The sequence below is a fragment of the Marinobacter shunpengi genome, from assembly GCF_045449715.1.
In the GTDB taxonomy this organism is placed as follows: domain Bacteria; phylum Pseudomonadota; class Gammaproteobacteria; order Pseudomonadales; family Oleiphilaceae; genus Marinobacter.
Genome location: NZ_JBJJLA010000018.1, coordinates 96,642 through 113,222, shown reverse-complemented (window position 1 = coordinate 113,222; position 16,581 = coordinate 96,642). Strand labels below are relative to the sequence as shown.

General features: G+C 59.3%; 17 protein-coding genes, 3 tRNA genes and 1 other RNA gene. 8 read left to right on the top strand and 13 right to left on the bottom strand.

Translation table 11 applies throughout. The annotated features are described in order from the left end of the window. Window positions 1–9: 9 nt before the first annotated feature. On the bottom strand, window positions 10–1,188 hold the full coding sequence (locus tag ACJO3T_RS12990; RefSeq protein ID WP_406978719.1) for a toxic anion resistance protein: 1,179 nt from the start codon (window positions 1,186–1,188) through the stop codon (window positions 10–12). 254 nt (window positions 1,189–1,442) lie between these two features. Between ACJO3T_RS12990 and ACJO3T_RS12985 the strand changes: the two genes are divergently transcribed. Beyond that, complete coding sequence (locus tag ACJO3T_RS12985; protein WP_406978718.1) at window positions 1,443–2,231, top strand: fructosamine kinase family protein; 789 nt, start codon at window positions 1,443–1,445, stop codon at window positions 2,229–2,231. A gap of 23 nt (window positions 2,232–2,254) precedes the next feature. Here the strand turns inward: ACJO3T_RS12985 and ACJO3T_RS12980 are convergent, their stop codons facing one another. The 7 genes from ACJO3T_RS12980 to ACJO3T_RS12950 form a co-directional block, all read right to left on the bottom strand. Then, complete coding sequence (locus ACJO3T_RS12980) at window positions 2,255–2,821, bottom strand: DUF6843 domain-containing protein (protein ID WP_406978780.1); 567 nt, start codon at window positions 2,819–2,821, stop codon at window positions 2,255–2,257. Between the two features lie 79 nt (window positions 2,822–2,900). Continuing rightward, window positions 2,901–3,146 (bottom strand): hypothetical protein, encoded by a 246-nt coding sequence (locus tag ACJO3T_RS12975; RefSeq protein WP_406978717.1) that lies wholly within the window; start codon window positions 3,144–3,146, stop codon window positions 2,901–2,903. Window positions 3,147–3,214: 68 nt separating this feature from the next. Continuing rightward, a complete protein-coding gene (locus tag ACJO3T_RS12970) occupies window positions 3,215–3,886 on the bottom strand; it encodes an alpha/beta fold hydrolase (RefSeq protein ID WP_406978716.1) in 672 nt (223 codons plus the stop codon). A gap of 90 nt (window positions 3,887–3,976) precedes the next feature. Then, a non-coding RNA gene (locus ACJO3T_RS12965) (RtT sRNA) lies at window positions 3,977–4,120 on the bottom strand. 31 nt (window positions 4,121–4,151) lie between these two features. Next, a tRNA-Ser gene (locus ACJO3T_RS12960) sits at window positions 4,152–4,242 on the bottom strand. Between the two features lie 289 nt (window positions 4,243–4,531). Further along, window positions 4,532–4,870: a branched-chain amino acid transporter permease gene (locus ACJO3T_RS12955; protein WP_406978715.1), complete on the bottom strand. Its 339-nt coding sequence runs from the start codon at window positions 4,868–4,870 to the stop codon at window positions 4,532–4,534. Next, window positions 4,863–5,561 carry an AzlC family ABC transporter permease gene (locus tag ACJO3T_RS12950; RefSeq protein WP_406978714.1) on the bottom strand — a complete coding sequence of 233 codons (699 nt, stop codon included), beginning with the start codon at window positions 5,559–5,561 and terminating at the stop codon, window positions 4,863–4,865. The genes ACJO3T_RS12955 and ACJO3T_RS12950 overlap by 8 nt, the downstream gene beginning before the upstream one ends. Window positions 5,562–5,756: 195 nt before the next feature. Between ACJO3T_RS12950 and ACJO3T_RS12945 the strand changes: the two genes are divergently transcribed. The 5 genes from ACJO3T_RS12945 (at window position 5,757) to pgsA (ending at window position 11,179) form a co-directional block, all read left to right on the top strand. Next, complete coding sequence (locus ACJO3T_RS12945; RefSeq protein ID WP_406978713.1) at window positions 5,757–7,370, top strand: methyl-accepting chemotaxis protein; 1,614 nt, start codon at window positions 5,757–5,759, stop codon at window positions 7,368–7,370. 55 nt (window positions 7,371–7,425) lie between these two features. Continuing rightward, window positions 7,426–7,689 carry a hypothetical protein gene (locus tag ACJO3T_RS12940; protein WP_406963086.1) on the top strand — a complete coding sequence of 88 codons (264 nt, stop codon included), beginning with the start codon at window positions 7,426–7,428 and terminating at the stop codon, window positions 7,687–7,689. A 410-nt stretch (window positions 7,690–8,099) separates the two neighbouring features. After that, on the top strand, window positions 8,100–8,756 hold the full coding sequence (gene uvrY, locus ACJO3T_RS12935) for a UvrY/SirA/GacA family response regulator transcription factor (RefSeq protein ID WP_406978712.1): 657 nt from the start codon (window positions 8,100–8,102) through the stop codon (window positions 8,754–8,756). Next, on the top strand, window positions 8,740–10,611 hold the full coding sequence (gene uvrC, locus ACJO3T_RS12930; RefSeq protein ID WP_406978711.1) for an excinuclease ABC subunit UvrC: 1,872 nt from the start codon (window positions 8,740–8,742) through the stop codon (window positions 10,609–10,611). The genes uvrY and uvrC overlap by 17 nt, the downstream gene beginning before the upstream one ends. Before the next feature lie 7 nt (window positions 10,612–10,618). Then, complete coding sequence (gene pgsA / locus ACJO3T_RS12925; RefSeq protein WP_406963092.1) at window positions 10,619–11,179, top strand: CDP-diacylglycerol--glycerol-3-phosphate 3-phosphatidyltransferase; 561 nt, start codon at window positions 10,619–10,621, stop codon at window positions 11,177–11,179. Here pgsA and ACJO3T_RS12920 read toward each other — a convergent pair. From ACJO3T_RS12920 to ACJO3T_RS12905, 4 genes are read right to left on the bottom strand one after another with little or no spacing between them, the layout of a single operon-like run. After that, on the bottom strand, window positions 11,173–11,808 hold the full coding sequence (locus tag ACJO3T_RS12920) for an ABC-type transport auxiliary lipoprotein family protein (RefSeq protein ID WP_406978710.1): 636 nt from the start codon (window positions 11,806–11,808) through the stop codon (window positions 11,173–11,175). The two genes, pgsA and ACJO3T_RS12920, sit on opposite strands and share 7 nt — an antisense overlap. Next, entirely contained in the window at window positions 11,805–12,743 is a 939-nt protein-coding gene (locus ACJO3T_RS12915) for an MlaD family protein (protein ID WP_406978709.1), read from the bottom strand. Before ACJO3T_RS12915 ends, ACJO3T_RS12920 begins: the two co-directional genes overlap by 4 nt. Window position 12,744: 1 nt before the next feature. Further along, window positions 12,745–13,536, bottom strand: coding sequence for an ABC transporter ATP-binding protein (locus tag ACJO3T_RS12910; protein WP_406978708.1), 792 nt, complete (start codon window positions 13,534–13,536; stop codon window positions 12,745–12,747). Next, window positions 13,530–14,654 carry an MlaE family ABC transporter permease gene (locus ACJO3T_RS12905; protein WP_406978707.1) on the bottom strand — a complete coding sequence of 375 codons (1,125 nt, stop codon included), beginning with the start codon at window positions 14,652–14,654 and terminating at the stop codon, window positions 13,530–13,532. Before ACJO3T_RS12905 ends, ACJO3T_RS12910 begins: the two co-directional genes overlap by 7 nt. A gap of 441 nt (window positions 14,655–15,095) precedes the next feature. Here ACJO3T_RS12905 and ACJO3T_RS12900 point away from each other — a divergent pair. Together ACJO3T_RS12900 and ACJO3T_RS12895 are read left to right on the top strand one after the other, a co-directional pair. Next, a tRNA-Gly gene (locus tag ACJO3T_RS12900) sits at window positions 15,096–15,171 on the top strand. 87 nt (window positions 15,172–15,258) lie between these two features. Continuing rightward, window positions 15,259–15,332: transfer RNA gene (locus ACJO3T_RS12895), tRNA-Cys, on the top strand. Between the two features lie 128 nt (window positions 15,333–15,460). On the opposite strand, the gene ACJO3T_RS12890 is transcribed toward ACJO3T_RS12895, so the two are convergent. After that, on the bottom strand, window positions 15,461–16,579 hold the full coding sequence (locus ACJO3T_RS12890; protein ID WP_406963101.1) for an ABC transporter permease: 1,119 nt from the start codon (window positions 16,577–16,579) through the stop codon (window positions 15,461–15,463). Window positions 16,580–16,581 lie beyond the last annotated feature (2 nt).

Genomic DNA, 16,581 nt, shown 5'->3' with positions numbered 1-16,581 from the left:
AACCGGCCCTCAGTTCAGGTCGGGTTCAAGCCGGAGTTTTGACCCCCGGGATTCCGACAGGGTATCGATGCGACTGGCGGCCTTGTCGGTCAACCGGGTCATTTCCGACACTGCCTGCCCCATGGCGGGCAGGGCCTGCTGCCGGAAACCGGCGATATCGTCCAGGGCGGTGTTGATATCCTGGAACGAACGCTTCAGCGTTTCCAGATCCAGTTGCGATGAGGCCGCCCGGGCCTGGATGTCGGCGCCCTGTGCCCGGAGCTGGCTGGCCGTGCCCGCGATCAGTTCATCGGTGGTCCGGTTGACTGCGTCGATTTTGTCCAGGACCACCTTCTGGTGGGCCAGGGACAGTGCCAGGGTCACGGCGATCTGGAGGGCACTGACGGTCACCTGGGTGGCCCGGTCCACGCCACGGATCAGTTCCCGATTATTCTGCAGGATCACCTCAATGGTAAGGATACCCTGCTGGTTGACCGCCAACTGCTGCTGGAGATCCATGATGCGCTGGCGTAGCGGAAACAGGAGGTTCTCCTGGATAAAGGCGCACAGGTCCTCATCCTCGGCGTGGTCCCGCTCCATCGAGCGCTCCAGTTGGGCGTCCACCTGTTTGCCCACCTCAATGGCGCGGGCAAGCTTGTCGGTGAGCTGGCGCATATCACTCTGATCCGCCTTCAGGGTGATGTTGTCCCGCTCCAGTTGCTTCCTGCCGGCGTCCAGTGAGTTGACAATGGCGGCAATCACGGTGGAGGCAGATTCATAGCGACTGAAATACCGCTTCAGGGGCGTGCCGATAAAAGGCAGCCGACCTGCCAGCCGGCTCCACCAGCCGGGACTCAGGTCGAATCCGGCCGGATCCAGTGATTCCACCTGAACCTTCAGATCAATCAGGGCGTTGGCCACTTCACCGCCGTCTTCCGCACGGCCTGCGAGCTGCTGTACCGGGGCCTGCAGGAGCTGGCTCTGCCTGGCGGACTCCTTCTGTAGCGCATGCCCCAGGGAATCCACGGTGGCCCGGGCCTGGGCACGGTCCTTATCGGTGGACCGTGATAGCGACAACAGGTCCGTAAAAAGGGCGTCGGCCCGGGACTGGACCGTCGGATCGTTCTCAATGGATTGCAGTGGATGAGGGTTCTCGACAACTGAATCGGTGGAACAGGGGGAAAGGGGCGCCGGGGAGGTCATGTCCATATTTGAATAATCCTTAACTACCGTTTTTATCGATTATAGCGGTTACAATGGAACAATTATCGGTTGTCAGGCCAGTCATGTCGACCACCATTACAGTCTGTGATTTGGATCATATCCCTGATTATCCGGGCCTTCCGATCCGCAAGGCGGCTCAACTGACAACCTGGTTATTGACCATCGTCATGCACTGCCAGCGCGGATTCTCATAGGCTACCCGGGGTTCCCGGTATCCATCATTCAAAAGCAGACAGGGAGTGGCAGCATGGACGCCATTGGTTTCAGGGGGGCGTACAGTGCATACCAAAAAGAATGAAACCGGTTTTGCCGATGCCCTGTTCAGGGAAGCGGAAGGTCTGGAGCTATTGGGTGATGCCATCACCATGGCTGATGTTACCGGGGTGCGGGTGCCGGAGATCTATTCCGTCAGCGAAGAACGGCTGGAAATGACCGGAATCGTGCCACTGCGACAGACCGGCGACGTGCTTCGTCAGCTTGGCCACGGCCTGGCCCGGATCCATGCGCTTCCCCAGGCGGGCTATGGCTTTCACCGGGACAACTATATCGGCCTCAATCCCCAGAAGAACCGTGAGAGTGACTGCTGGGGTGAGTTCTTTGTGGAGTGTCGTCTAGGCTTCCAGGTAGGCCTGATCAAGGACCAGCGCGTTCGCGACAGGTTTGCCCAGTTGCTCGAATCAAAGGGCAGCCTGCTGGCGGAATGGCTAAATGAACGGGTCGCCGGCCCAAGCCTGCTGCACGGTGACCTCTGGTCCGGCAACGCCCTGTTCGACGACGCCACGGCGTGGCTGATCGATCCGGCGGTCTACTACGGTGATTCGGAGGCCGATATCGCCATGACCGAGATGTTTGGTGGCTTCGGCCCGGAATTCTATGAAGCCTACAACGAAATCCGGCCACTTCATGACGATTACGCCCGCAAGCGGGAGATCTACAACCTCTATCACTTCCTGAATCACTACAACCTGTTTGGGGGGTGGTATCTTGGGCCCTGTGAGAAGGGGATGGGGGTTATCAGCAAGCTTTAGGGTTCAGAACAACAGCCCCGATGTTACTGGGAGGAGCTGGCCTCGCATGCCTCCTGGACAACTGCCGGATCAACACCTTCTATGCCTCGTTCGCTGTATAGATCATAGTTGTCGGTCTGATTAAGAAGATCCTGCAAGGTGCCGACGTACAGATTGGTCTGTACGAGATCACAGTCCGAGGTTCCGATCTGAAACGTACCGATCCCACCATCGAAAATTCGCAGTTGGGTATCTGAGCGGTTTTGCTCTGTATCATGTACAGCGCCGCTCCATCGCCCGAGAATCTCAGTACGCTTACCGTCCTCATCGACGTAGAAGTATCGGAGCCGGTCTGACTCAATCCATCCTTCGTTGGGATCTGTCTGGGACAACAGGAAACCGTCATCCGGAATGCGATAAACGCGGTTCCCATTCTCATGCTCAGGAGGTTGCCCCCCGGGCACGTCGTGCACAACAAATATCCGGCCAACGTACCCCTGGGGTATTAAATACACTTCGCCGTCACGATCCAGCGTGTTTTCGGAGTCGGTGCAACCTGATGGCAGCGTTGCAGTCAGGCACAGCAAAACCAGCAAATGAACCCTTGTCATCACAAGTGTGGTAACTCCCTGACACATTCCATGGTTGGCGAATCCCTGAAGAACTCTTCCCACTGCTGAATGCAGAGCTTCAAGACAGGTTCGGCGCCTGAAACCATACCGGGTAGAACAGGAAAATCGGTAACGGTGCGAGACAGATAAGCCAGTACAGAACGGCCAGCACCTTGTTTCTGTAGAGCCAGAACGAGATTGACCAGACCACGCCAGTGATCATCAAGGCGAAGATAAAGAACACCACGCTGAACACGCCAGCACCATTGCCGGATACGATAAAGGGCCAGTTTACCCAGAGAACAAAAGCGTTGGTCAGCCCCATCCCCGTTACCGCGAGCCAACCCAGGAGGAGGCCGACAAACAGGGTTTTTGACTCCGTTCTCTGCGATGTCATCTCAACCCCTGATCGTAGAGATAGCTGGCTAGTTCCCCATGCCTCCGCTTACCGGTTTCGCCATCCACGGAATAGTAAAAGTGGCCTTCCTGCCGGGCCATCTGATATCCCAGTAGCGGAGAGGATGAGGCAACTTCGTGGTAGGGAATACCGGCGTATATGGGGTCGCCGTGTTCGTCGAGGTCCATCACAATGATTTTCTTGATGGCCGGGGTTTTCCTCAGAAGGTTCAGGAAGGTCTGGCTGATAGGTGCGCCGATCAGGACCAGATGGTGAACAGTCGTACCTTTCAGCCCGTATTTGGCTGCGACCTGTGCGGCCAGCAGGGAGCCATAGGAGTAACCGACCAGATTGAACTGTTCGCCAGGCCGGGAGTTGGCCCGTAGCATTAGAGGGAAATTGGGGTCGTATTCCCGGGCAAAGCGGACACCCACCAGCGCATCCAGCACTGTGCCACCAGACCACTTGTCCCGGTCTACGAACACGGCACTCGAAATGCCAGCATCATGCATTTCCGAAACGATGCTCTGGATGTAACTACCATCGATGCCTGCACCGCCAAAAAACAGAGTGCCGGAAATAGAATCTCCCGGCATGACGCAGCATTTGCCCTGGAGGGGGCCAAACTGCCGCGTCTCCGGGGAGCGGGATAGCTCTACGGTGCGCATATGACATCACATCCTTGTAACTTTGACGTTGTGGTTGTCCTGATAAGGCAAAGTACTTGGTAGGTCCGTTAAGATCAAGAATTGGTGCGCTTGAAGAGAGGGAGGGATTATTCGGCACTTCGTGCCTCACCCCTTCGGGGCCGTCGTCGCGTTGCTCCGACGTTCCTCCGGCTGCGTTGCAGCCTCCGGTCGAACCCGCGAGGGTTCTTCCTACCCACCCAATCAGCCAATAAAAAACCCCAGCATTGCTGCTGGGGTTTTGTATTGGCGGAGAGGGAGGGATTCGAACCCTCGATACGCTATTAACGTATACACACTTTCCAGGCGTGCGCCTTCAGCCACTCGGCCACCTCTCCAATAACCTGTAATCTGGCCTGTCTTCTTTCGCGCGGCGCTTGCGTTGCAAGCGAACTTTCCAGGCGTGCGCGTTATTCGGCACTTCGTGCCTCACCCCTTCGGGGCCGTCGTCGCGTTGCTCCGACGTTCAGTCGGCCTGGCGGCCTTTGTGTCAGCCACTCGGCCAGCTTTTCGGCTGGCGGCCAATAAACTGTTCCAAATCAGCGACCTCGTCGCTCATTTGAGGGCGCAAACTGTAATGGTTTTTTCGGGGTTTGGCAACCGTTGGCCCGAAAAAATCCTCGTTGGTCAGGATGTGAACAAACCGGCCTGCTGGATGACCATGTACACGGCGGTACCGGCCACGATGGACAGCAGGGCGTTCCGACGCCATAGGTGCAGGGCAATCACAACGGCACAGGGTAGCAGGGCGTCGATGCCGAATGCCGGGGCTTTCCAACTGGCCGACTGGATCAGGAAGACAACCACCAGCAGCGCCATGACGGCGGCGGGCAGGTAGCGGCCTATATGCAGCAGTAGCGGATGCTCGTGATGCCGGGACAGGAAAAGGAACGGTATCACCCGCGTGGCAAAGGTGGCTGCGGTGGCTACCGCGATGAAGGTCAGGATATAGGTTGTGTTATCCATGGCTCTGCTCCGGGCTGGGGGATTTTCTGCGCTGGTACTGAATCAGCAGGGCGCCGGTGGCCAGTACCACTGCACCAATCAACTGGTGGGCATCGGGCAGCAGGGCGACCGCCACTGCCGCCGCCAGGGCGCCAGTCCATAGGGGAAACGCTTCCCCAAGGGCTTTGTATTGCTCAATGGTCAGCACGATAAACAGGGCCACCAACGCGAACTCAATGCCGGTACTGTCAAAGCTGATGTTATCGCCAAGCAGGGCGCCGATGGCGCAGCCGGCCACCCAGTAGCACTGGTTCAGCAGGGTGATCATGAAATCGTTGCGCTGTTCCTGCTGCCGGGAACCGGGCCGGGGGCGGCTGGTAAGGAGGGAGTAGGTTTCGTCCGTCAGGCCAAAGATCAGGTAGGCCTTGCGCCAGCCCGCTCCCCGGAACTGGCCAAGCAGAGACAGCCCATAGAACAGGTGGCGGGCGTTGAGCACGAACATGGCCAGGAACACCTCCAGCAGTCCTGCCTGGGCGGCGATCAGGCTGACCGAGAGGATCTGGCCGGCGCCGGCAAAGATGGTGATGCCCATCAGTGGCGCGTACCACCAGGCGTAATCCAGTTGGGTGGTGAACAATACCCCGAAGGCCATGCCCAGGGGCAGATACCCGAACAGGATCGGCAGGGTCTGTCGGAACAGCGTCGGATTCATGGCGTTTCCGTAAACAGCGGTGACGGGAAACCGCACATCTTAACCCGGTCGCCATTGCTTTGCCCACATCCGCTGCGCGCGCCATTGATTTTACAATTTTTCACCAGAAATCCGGGACTTGCTCCGGCACCTGAAACAGAACTGTCATTTAAGTGCCATAGGGTGCCGACATCAGGTTTCTACCCGGAGTGATCCATGCTTGCCACCGTCCGTGCCCGTATCTTCTTCTTTGCGTTTCTGGCTGTAACGGCATTGGCGGCGCTGGCCGCCATTTCCTGGTCCATCATCGGTCAGGCCAGCAATGCCACGGACGCCCTGGTTAACCGGGAGCTCCACCAGTCGTGGCAGTTGACCGACCTTGAGGAGGACCTGCGTCAGATCCAGGACTTGGCCTACAAGATCAAGGCTCAGCTACTGCTGTGGGACGAGATCAACGGGGAATTCGATGATGTCCGGGGAAGCCTGCCGGACCATTGGCAGGCGATCGCTGACAACCCTGACCTGGCCCCCTGGGCTGAATCCCATCAGCAAGCCTATGGCGAAGTGGAAGCCCTGCTGGACGCCATGGCCGAGGGCATACAGGCCAAATCCTACTACCAGGTGGGGCAGGTCGTGGACTTCGAGCTGATGCCCGCGGTGGATCCGATGCTCACGGCGATCCGGGAGCAGCAACTGCAGCGCCGTCAGGCCATCGAGTCCAGCGCCGACAGCCTGCTGGCCTTTATGGAGCGCCAGGGTGGCTACCTGGTGGCCGGTTCGCTGGTGTTTCTGGGTACGGTGTTACTGATGACCCTGTGGCTGCGGCATACCGTGATCCTCAGGTTGCGCCGCACGGAAGCCGCCCTGCGGTATATGGAAGCCAACTCGGACCTGCGGGAGCCCCCGGTGGTGTCCGGCCGTGACGAAGTGGCCGGTGTCAGCACCGCCATTGGTGGCCTGGTGGCCCGCCTTGAAAGGTTCATACAGGATACTCGCAAGGCAGCGTTATCCCTTGATGAACGGGCCCGTGTTCTGGAGGAGGAAGCGGAAACCGTTCAGCAGGCCTCGCGGCAGACCCGGGACCAGGTGTCCGACGTGTCCGCCTCCATGGACGAGATTACCGCCCAGGCAGACAACGTGGAAATCGCCGCCCGGGATTCCCGCTCCACCATTGCCACTGCGGCGGAGGGCAACCGTGGCATCCAGCAGGGGCTGGCGCGCTCAGAGGAGGCCGCCGACCACACTGTCCGGGTGATTGGTGAGGTGTCGGATGCCATCCGGGGCCTGTCGTCGTCCACCGGCAAGGTGGAGCAGGTGGTGGGCGTGATCGCCGACATCGCCGAACAGACCAACCTTCTGGCGCTGAATGCCGCCATTGAGGCGGCCCGTGCCGGTGAACACGGCCGTGGTTTTGCAGTGGTTGCCGATGAAGTGCGTACCCTGTCCCGCCGTACGTCGGACTCCACCGGGGAAATCCGCCAGTGGGTGGGCGACCTGGTGGGCAATGTTGAGGGCATCGAGCAGCGGCTGCATGAAATGCGCAGCGCAGGGGATGAAAACCGCAACGAACTCAATAATCTGAGAGTGCATCTTGAGAGTCTTAATGAGCACTTCTCCCGGCTGGAGTCCCTGAGCCAGGATATCGATGGTGCGATACATGCCCAGCGGAACAACATCGACCGGGTAGGGCGTCGCTCCCAGAGCCTGACCCAGAGCGCGGAACGGCTGGTGGGATCGGTATCCCAGACCCGGGAAGTCAGTGATGCCCTGCGCCTGGAGTCCGGCTCCATCCGTGAGATCGTCGCCCGTTTCAGCGTCCGGGAATTCTAGGAGCCTGCTGAGTGGGTTATGATAGGTCCTCATTTTCCCGGATAGAGGCGCCGTCATGGACCACACCGAAAAAGTCTCCCAGGCGGATCCCCGCCAGGAATCCTTTGTGGTGGATACCAGCCTGCTGACGGACGATCAGCTGGAAGGCCTGGTCCAGGAATACTGCACCCGTTACCACGGCCTCAACGACCAGGAAAGCCCCCTGCAGGAACAGGACCGGGTGATGGCCGCCGTCCGGCGTGGAGACCTGGTGGTCTGGTTTGACCCCGTGGAGAACACCGCGGGACTGGGGCGGCCCCATACCCATAAACAGGATTAATAAGAGGATATAACCCGAATCCAGTTCTGTTTATAGCCGTTCCACCGTATCATGACGTTTCCGGTTTAGGCGTGGTGGAGAACAAGTCCCGAGTGATCTCTGTCGCAAAGAAGTACCTGTCATACATGCAAGGAAATCTGCCAAAATCGGACGCTGTGGACCAGCGTCCGATTTGTCGCCCGATTCCGGATAACCGGCCCAGAGTTTATGAAACCCGCCGGGTTATCGATACAATAGTCGGGGAGGGTTCGATTATTGATGCTTGGCAACCACAGGTTTTGATTACGCGAATAAAAAAGCTACAGTTTTCCAAAGGTGTTAATTCGTAGGCTATTCGTCCGTTTCGACTGGCGGTACAATCGGTGTATTCCACCGCGCATCGCAGCATTGATCCAGGCAAGAGGTGAACATTGATCAGCGTACTGGTTGTAGACGACCACGAACTGGTTCGTTCCGGGATTACCCGGATGCTGGCCGACAACCCGGATATCCAGGTGCTCGGCGAAGCCTCGTCCGGTGAAGAGGCCGTAGAGGCGGTACGCAATAACCGCCCGGACATTGTGCTGATGGATATCCGCATGCCCGGTATCGGGGGCCTGGAGGCAACCCGCAAGATCCTGCGGCTGGACGATTCCATACGGGTGATCGTGGTAACGGCTTGTGCCGACGATCCCTATCCCACCCGGGTCATGCAGGCAGGCGCCACTGCCTATATCACCAAGGGGGCCGATATTGACGAGATGGTGCGGGCCATCCGCAAGGCCAACTCCGGCCAGCGCTATATCAGCCCTGAGATCGCCCAGAAGATGGCTCTCAAACAGTTGGGTGGTGATGCCGAGGATCAGGATGAATCCCTGTTCGATCGCCTGTCTGAGCGGGAGCTCCAGATTGCGATGATGGTGGTGGATTGCCAGAAGGTGCAGGACATTTCCGACAAACTGTGCCTGAGTCCGAAAACGGTGAACAGCTACCGCTACCGGATCTTCGAGAAGCTGGAGATTTCCAGCGATGTGGAACTGGCCCTGATGGCGGTAAGGTTCGGGTTGCTGGATGCCGACAAGGTCTGACCCGGCTACCAAGCCACAGCCAGAGGGCCAGGAATTCGACAGCAAGGCATTCCTCAAGCGGCTAACGGAACGGCCCGGCGTCTATCGGATGTACGATGGCGAGGGCAGGCTGCTGTATGTGGGCAAGGCCCGTAACCTCAAGAAGCGTGTTGGCAGCTATTTCCGCAAGACCGGGCTGGCTCCCAAGACCGCGGCCCTGGTGTCCCGCATCCACCATATCGAAGTTACGGTCACCGGCAGCGAAACCGAGGCTCTGCTGCTTGAACAGAACCTGATCAAGTCGGAGCGCCCGCCCTATAACATCCTGATGCGGGACGACAAGTCCTACCCGTATATCTACCTTTCGCACCATTCCGACTATCCGTCGCTGACGTTCCGGCGGGGGCGCAGTCGCAAGGGGCAGGGGACTTGGTTTGGTCCCTATCCCAGCTCTGGCGCGGTCAAGGAAAGTCTTAATATCCTGCAGAAGATTTTCCGCATAAGAGACTGTTCTGAAAGTTATTTCAGAAACCGGACAAGGCCCTGTCTGCAGTACCAGATCAACCGTTGTACGGCTCCGTGTGTCGGCTATGTGACGCCGGAGGAATACCAGGAAGACGTTCGACACGCCACCATGTTCCTGGAGGGAAAGAATCCTGCCATCATCCGGGACCTGATGGACACCATGGAGAAGGCCTCGGCCAACCTGGAATTCGAGAAGGCCGCCGCCTGCCGGGACCAGATCAACCACCTGCGTCACGTTCAGGAACAGCAGGCCATCGACAGCGAAGGCGGCGACGCCGATGTGGTGGCCATGGCCCAGGATGCCGGAATTGTCTGCCTGGTGGTCATTATTGTCCGGGGTGGACGGGTACTGGGCACCAAGGACTATTTTCCCCGCTTCTCCATTGAACAGAGCGATGAGGAACTGCTGAGTGCGTTCCTTGGTCAGTTCTACTTCGGTGGTGCCACCCGCCGGGAGATCCCCCGGGATATCCTGGTCACCACCCTGCCGGAAGAGCATGAGCTGCTGTCCCGGGCCCTGTCGGAGCAGGCCGGTCGCGAGACGAGGATCCGCGGCAATGTCCGGGGAGAGCGGCGCAAGTGGCTGGAACTGGCCCAGACCAATGCCCGCCAGACCCTGATGACCCACCTGGCCAGCAAGGAGACAGTCTATCGTCGCCTGCTGGCGCTGCGTGACCTGCTGGACTTGCCGGAGACGCCGTCGCGGATGGAATGCTTCGATATCAGCCATAGCTCCGGCGAAAACACGGTCGCATCCTGTGTGGTTTTCGACGAGAATGGGCCCCTCAAGAGCGACTACCGGCTCTACAATATCGAAGGGGTGACCGCTGGCGACGACTATGCCGCCATGCGGCAGGTGCTGACCCGCCGCTACCGGAGAATGGTGAACGGTGAGGGCAAGCGTCCGGACCTGGTGCTGATTGATGGCGGCAAGGGCCAGCTGCGGATGGCCCGGGAAGTCTTCGAGGAACTGGAGATCCGTGATATACCATTGATCGGGGTCGCCAAGGGCGTCACCCGCAAGGCCGGTATGGAGCAGTTGATCGACGCCCTGACGGACCGGGTCTTCCGGGTGCCGCCGGACTCGCCGGCGCTGCACCTGATCCAGCATATCCGGGACGAGAGTCATCGCTTTGCGATTTCCGGACACCGGGCCCGCCGGGACAAGAAGCGGCGCCAGTCCACGCTGGAAGGCATCGAAGGGGTGGGGCCCAAGCGTCGCCGGGACCTGATACGCTACTTCGGGAGTGTGCGGGGCCTGCGGGACGCCGGCATCGACGAAATTGCCAAGGTGCAGGGCATCAGCAAGGCCCTGGCTGAAACCATCTACGCCGCACTACACGACGAGTAAGGGATTCATGAATCTGCCGAATGTATTGACGCTCTCACGCATCGTGATGATTCCGGTCTTCGTGATGGTGTTCTACCTTCCCGTGGATTGGCGCTATGTGGCCAGTGCGGCGCTTTTCGCCATTGCCGGTGCCACCGACTGGCTTGACGGTTACCTGGCCCGCAAGCTCGACCAGTCCACACCATTCGGTGCCTTCCTGGACCCGGTGGCGGATAAGCTGATGGTGGCAGTGGCCCTCACGGTCCTGATCGAGGAACATGCCAATTACATCCTGACCATACCGGCCATGGTCATTATCGGCCGGGAGATCGTGATCTCGGCGTTGCGGGAATGGATGGCGGAGATTGGCAGCCGCGCCAGTGTGGCCGTCTCCTACATCGGCAAGATCAAGACCACGGCGCAGATGGTGGCCATCGTCCTGTTGCTGGCTGTGCCGCCGGGCGTAATGATTTCGTACGTTGGTACGGCATTGCTGTACCTGGCGGCCATACTGACCTTCTGGTCCATGGTGCTCTACCTGCAGGCAGCCTGGCCTGACCTCTTTCCGAAGGACAACGGGTCTCAGTAGTCGGCAAGCGCCGCGACCACCCAGTCGGCCAGCTCCCTCGATAGATGATCCGAAGCCTGCCCGAACGCGCTGATCGCTGCTTCGATATCGTCGCCGTCCACCGGCACCCGGATATGGAAATCCCGGGTTGCCAGCGTACGGCGGCTACCGTTCTTCACCAGCTGTGCCTGCAGGTACAGACGGACCGCTTTGTCGCTAGCATCGATTCGATCTTCCTGGAAGGCCTTCAGCTCGGAGGTCAGCGTGATGTCGCTGCCAGAGCCACTGGTGTCCGATACCACGGTGGCAATTCGTGGATCATCCCGCAGGGCCCGTACTACATGGTCACGCAACAGCAGCGGCACGTCGGTCATCCAGCGGACAGTGCTGTACGCCGCCAGCTCGTCGGGGCGTGGCTCGATCACAATGCGCTCTCCACTAAGGACACCGTTGGCCTGGGGGCGCACCACCTTCAGCGCCGGTAATGCCTCCTGGCCAACGTCTGAAACGGCTGGAGGCCGGTAGTCGTAGGGCAGGGTGAATATCCGCAGTGGGTGTTTTTCCGGGAACAGGGCGACGCTGCATCCCGCCAGGACCACCATCAGGCCCAGGACTGCTGTCCGGTACAACCACGAAACACAGAGACTCATGGCGACACCTCCTGGATGGAGTCCTGACCCAGCAGGGCGCGCCCAGGGTCTTCCTCCAACCGCCGGGTGAGCAGACTCAGATTGCGCAGGGTGGCCTGGAGTTCCTGCATGACCGGCGCCAGCTCTCCCAGGCTGTGCAGGCCCTGGCTGACGGAGCCCTCGTTCTCCGCCACCAGGGTATCGATCCTGACGGCGGCCCGGTTCAGGGCCTGGGCGGCCTCCCGGGTGGCGTTCAGGGTGGGGTCCCCCTGGTTCTCCAGCAGTTCGCCCAGGTAATCCCCCAGGCCCTGGTAACGCTCAAAGGTGGTCCTGGCCCGTTCAGCGGCATCATAGACACTCACCAGGGCCCGGTTCAGGTTGTCCTGCTCCGCCACCAGTGTATCGGTGGCCGTCCTGAAGTTTTTCAGGGTCACAGTGAGGTTTTCCGCATTCTCCTCTGACAGGAAACGATTCGCATTGGTGATGAACCGGTCTGCCTTCTCAATGATGTGTTCGCTGTTACTGAGCAGGGAGCTGAACTGTGAGGGCTCGGCTTCAATGTAGGGCGGGTTATCGCGATCGCCCTCCAGCCTGGCGCTGTTCGGGTCGCCACCCCGGAGCTGTATGGTCATGGCACCGGTAATGTTGGCCAGGCTCAGTGAGGCCTGGGTGTCCTCCCGCACCGGAATATCGCTGTACACCCGAATCAGGGCGCGGACGTGTCGGGGGTCCTCAGAATCCAGGCTCAGATCGACCACATTGCCCACCTCAATGCCACTGTACTGGACCGGGCTGCCCTCGGAAAGACCGCTGACACCATAGTGAAAATCAACCATATAGTGCCTGTAGTCACGGTTGTTGTCCGTATCGGCAAGCCAGAGTGCAAACAGCAGGATGGCGGCGAGGGTGGTCAGGGTAAAGATACCGATCACTACGTGGTGGGCTTTGGGTTCCACGTCAGCGGTCCTCCTCTACGGGTTTGCGATGGGCTCCGGCAACGGCGCGGCCTCTGGGCCCATGGAAGTAGTCCTGAATCCATGGGTCTGGATGTCGTTCTACCACATCCAGGGAATCGGCGACCAGCACCTTGCCCCGGGCCAGCACCGCCACACGGTCACAGGTGGCGTAAAGGGTGTCCAGGTCGTGGGTGACCATGAACACGCTGAAGCCCAGGGCATTGCAAAGGGTTCGCAGCAGTTCATCAAAGCTGGCTGCGCCGATAGGGTCCAGGCCGGCGGTGGGTTCGTCCAGGAACAACACCTCCGGGTCCAGGGCCAGGGCACGGGCCAGGGCGGCTCGCTTGACCATGCCGCCGGACAGCTCGGCCGGGTAGTTGAGGGCGGCCTCAGGGGGCAAACCCACCAAGGCCAGTTTCATGCGGGCCAGGTGTTCCGCATTCCGGCGGCTCAGGCCTGCGTGCTCGATCAGCGTCAGGGCAATGTTCTCCTGCAATGTCAGGGAGGTAAACAGCGCGCCCCCCTGGAACAGCACACCGAAACGACGCTCGGTACGGGATCGCTGTTCCGGTGGCAGAGTCATCAGATCGTTACCGAACACCCGGATGGTGCCGCTATTGGCCCGACGGAGTCCGATGATGCTTCGCAACAACACCGACTTGCCGGTACCGGAGCCGCCCACCACACCCAGGATCTCACCGGGGAACAGGTCCAGATCCAGGTTCTCGTGGACCTTGTGGTCGCCGAAGCGGTTCTCCAGCCCCCTGACTGCAATCAACGGTTCCGTCACCATCCCATCTCCATGAAGAACAGGGCCGCGATGGCGTCCAGCAGGATCACCATGAATATCGACTGGACCACGCTGGACGTGGTGTGTTGGCCGACGGATTCGGCACTGCCGCTGACCTTGAGGCCTTCCAGGCAGCCGATCACGGCCACCACGAAGGCAAAGACCGGTGCCTTGCCAAGCCCCACCAGGAAGTGGTTCAGGGGGACCTCCCGTTCGATGATCGACAGGAACTGGGTGATCGAGATGTCGAGGCTGTACAGGCAGACCATGGCACCGCCGACAATCCCGCTGATCATGCCCACGAAGGTAAGAAAGGGCAGGCTGATCACCATGGCCAGCACCCTGGGTACCACCAGCATCTCTATGGGGTCCAGGCCGGACGCCCGCAATGCATCGATCTCCTGATTGGCCTTCATGGACCCGAGCTGAGCGGTGTAGGCACTGGCGGTACGACCGGCCAGCAGGATGGCCGCGAGAATCACGCCAAATTCCCGCAGGAACGCGAACGTGACCAGATGGACGGTATAGATGGTAGCGCCAAACCGTTCCAGCACTGTGGCCCCCAGGAAGGCAACCACTGCCCCCACCAGGAAGGTGAGCAGGGCGACAATAGGCAGGGCATTGAGGCCGGTACGCTGGATATGGGCCACCAGGGAGGTGAGCCGCCAGCGAGCGGGATGGGGCAGCATGGCCAGTATTGTGGTGAGGGTCTGGCCGATAAACCCAGTCAACAGCTTCTGGTCCCTGGCGAAACCGCTGATCCAGCGCCCGACCACCGCCAGTAAATGGAGCAGTCCGGAGGGTGGCACCGGTGGGCTGCTTTCGGTGGATGTTGCATGGGCCACCGTCAGCAGCAGGCCCTTGCGCTCGGTCGCCAGTTCCGGGTCAGATTCCGCCAGTTGTGCCAGGCGTTCGCTGCCCAGCAGTTCGGCAATCAGGCTGGCGCCGGCGCTGTCCAGTTGCCGCAGGTCCGACCAGTCGACCCGTTCCACGGTCTGGGCGGTGTCGGAGAGGGCCGAGCGGACCTCCCGCCTGAGTTCCGTGAAACGGGACAACACCCAGTCATCATGGAGGATGACTGTACCGTCCTTGATTGTCAGGCTGTTGCCGGCTGTCGGCATTCAACGTTCCTGTACAGACAAATGACTTAAGGAGCCTCTGAATAACTCGTTGCCTGCTCAGCGTGACCTGAAAGGTTCAGCTGTTGTGTTTTGTCGCGACGGTCAGGGTGGTTCCCTTTCCTAGCGGCAAAGCGCAGCAGATGGGCCTTTCAGGCCGCGCCCTCCGGGGCTTTCAGGCTGGCCCACACTCGTCGTTGCAATTTCTCGATGGGTGGACACACACCTTCGAAATCGCGCCTAGATTGTGGGCCAGCCTGAAAGCCTGAGCAGGCAACGAGTTATTCAGAGGCTCCTTCACTGAATGATAGCGGATTCGTCGCGATAGGAAGTGTCTATCCGGTAATGAAAGCCTCACTAAAACATAAACTTGATAAAAAGTGTTGACGGCCCCGGCGTAATCCGTAGAATACCCAGCCGTTGACGAGGCAACGCCTCTGAAGAGCGGGAATAGCTCAGTTGGTAGAGCACAACCTTGCCAAGGTTGGGGTCGCGAGTTCGAATCTCGTTTCCCGCTCCAATTTCTCTCCGGTACCGCCGGCTGGAAATCACAATCCAAGTCTCTCAATGCCCACCTGAGAGCAAAAGCCCTTTAAACGGCTTTCCCGGCGCGGTGGCAGAGTGGTTATGCAGCGGACTGCAACTCCGTGTACGCCGGTTCGATTCCGACCCGCGCCTCCATTTTTTTCTATATAAATCAACACCAAACGCCGTCCTGCTGTGGTTGAGTTTCTCACCCGAAAGATACCCACATTAAGCCCAGAACATTATCCGCACATGTGATAAGGGGCGGCCTGGACAAGGTGCCTTTACGCAGACATATGACGCCGGAACAGCACCATAGCTGCCCCAAAAAATGCGGCTCCGATAGACGTCAGAGCCAGGAACTGGGGCCAGACTACGTCAATACCGGCACCACGGTATAGAATGCCCTGTGCCAGACTCACAAAGTGGGTCGTCGGGGCCAGCAGCATAATGTCCTGAACCAGTTCCGGCATACTCTCCCGGGGTGTAATACCGCCTGAGAGTAGCTGTAGTGGCAGTATGATCAGTATCAGCAAAAGGCCAAACTGGGGCATGGTTCGGGCAACCGTGCCAATCAGAATGCCAATGGCCGTCGTGGAAAACAGATGAATCAACGCTCCGAAGAGAAACAACAGAACGGATCCGGCTATAGGCACCCCTAGCCAGCCCTGAATAACCACGGTTATCGATAGCGTGGCCGCAATCATTACCACCAGTGCATTGGCCCATACTTTGGCCGCCATGATCTCGTAGGAGCGCAGCGGCATCACCATCAGGTGCTCGATCGTGCCGTGTTCTCGTTCCCGGATCAGGGCGGCACCGGTCAGAATGATGCTGATCAGGGTAACCTCGGTAATCAGCTCCATCACTCCACCAAACCAGGAACCTTCGAGGTTAGGGTTAAAACTCACCCGACTCACCAGGTTAATCGGGAGTTCCGTTGAGCCGCTACCCGCTTGGATAAATTCCGCCACTTCGGTCGTGACAAACGATTGAATGTAATTGGCCCCGATAAAGGCCTGGCTCATTCGGGTTGCGTCGATATTCAGTTGTACACTGACAATGTGACCTTTTCGCACATCCCGTTCAAATCCTTCGGGTATGACCAGGGCGAACGTATGTGACCCCCTGTCGAGCATGGTATCAATCTGGTCGTATCGGATCAGGTCTGGCTCGAGGAACCAGGGTTGCTGGAGCGACTGGATGACGCGCCCGGAAAGCGCGGACTGGTCCTCATCCACCACGGCAACCGGGGCATTGTGCAGCTCCATGGATCCGGCCGAGCCCGCCGTATAGATGATCAGGGTGAACGCCAGCAGAACAAATAATAGCAGCACCTTATCGCCCCAAAGGCTGCGCAACTCCTTGAGTCCCATATTCCAGATATTCGCCAGTGATTTCACGA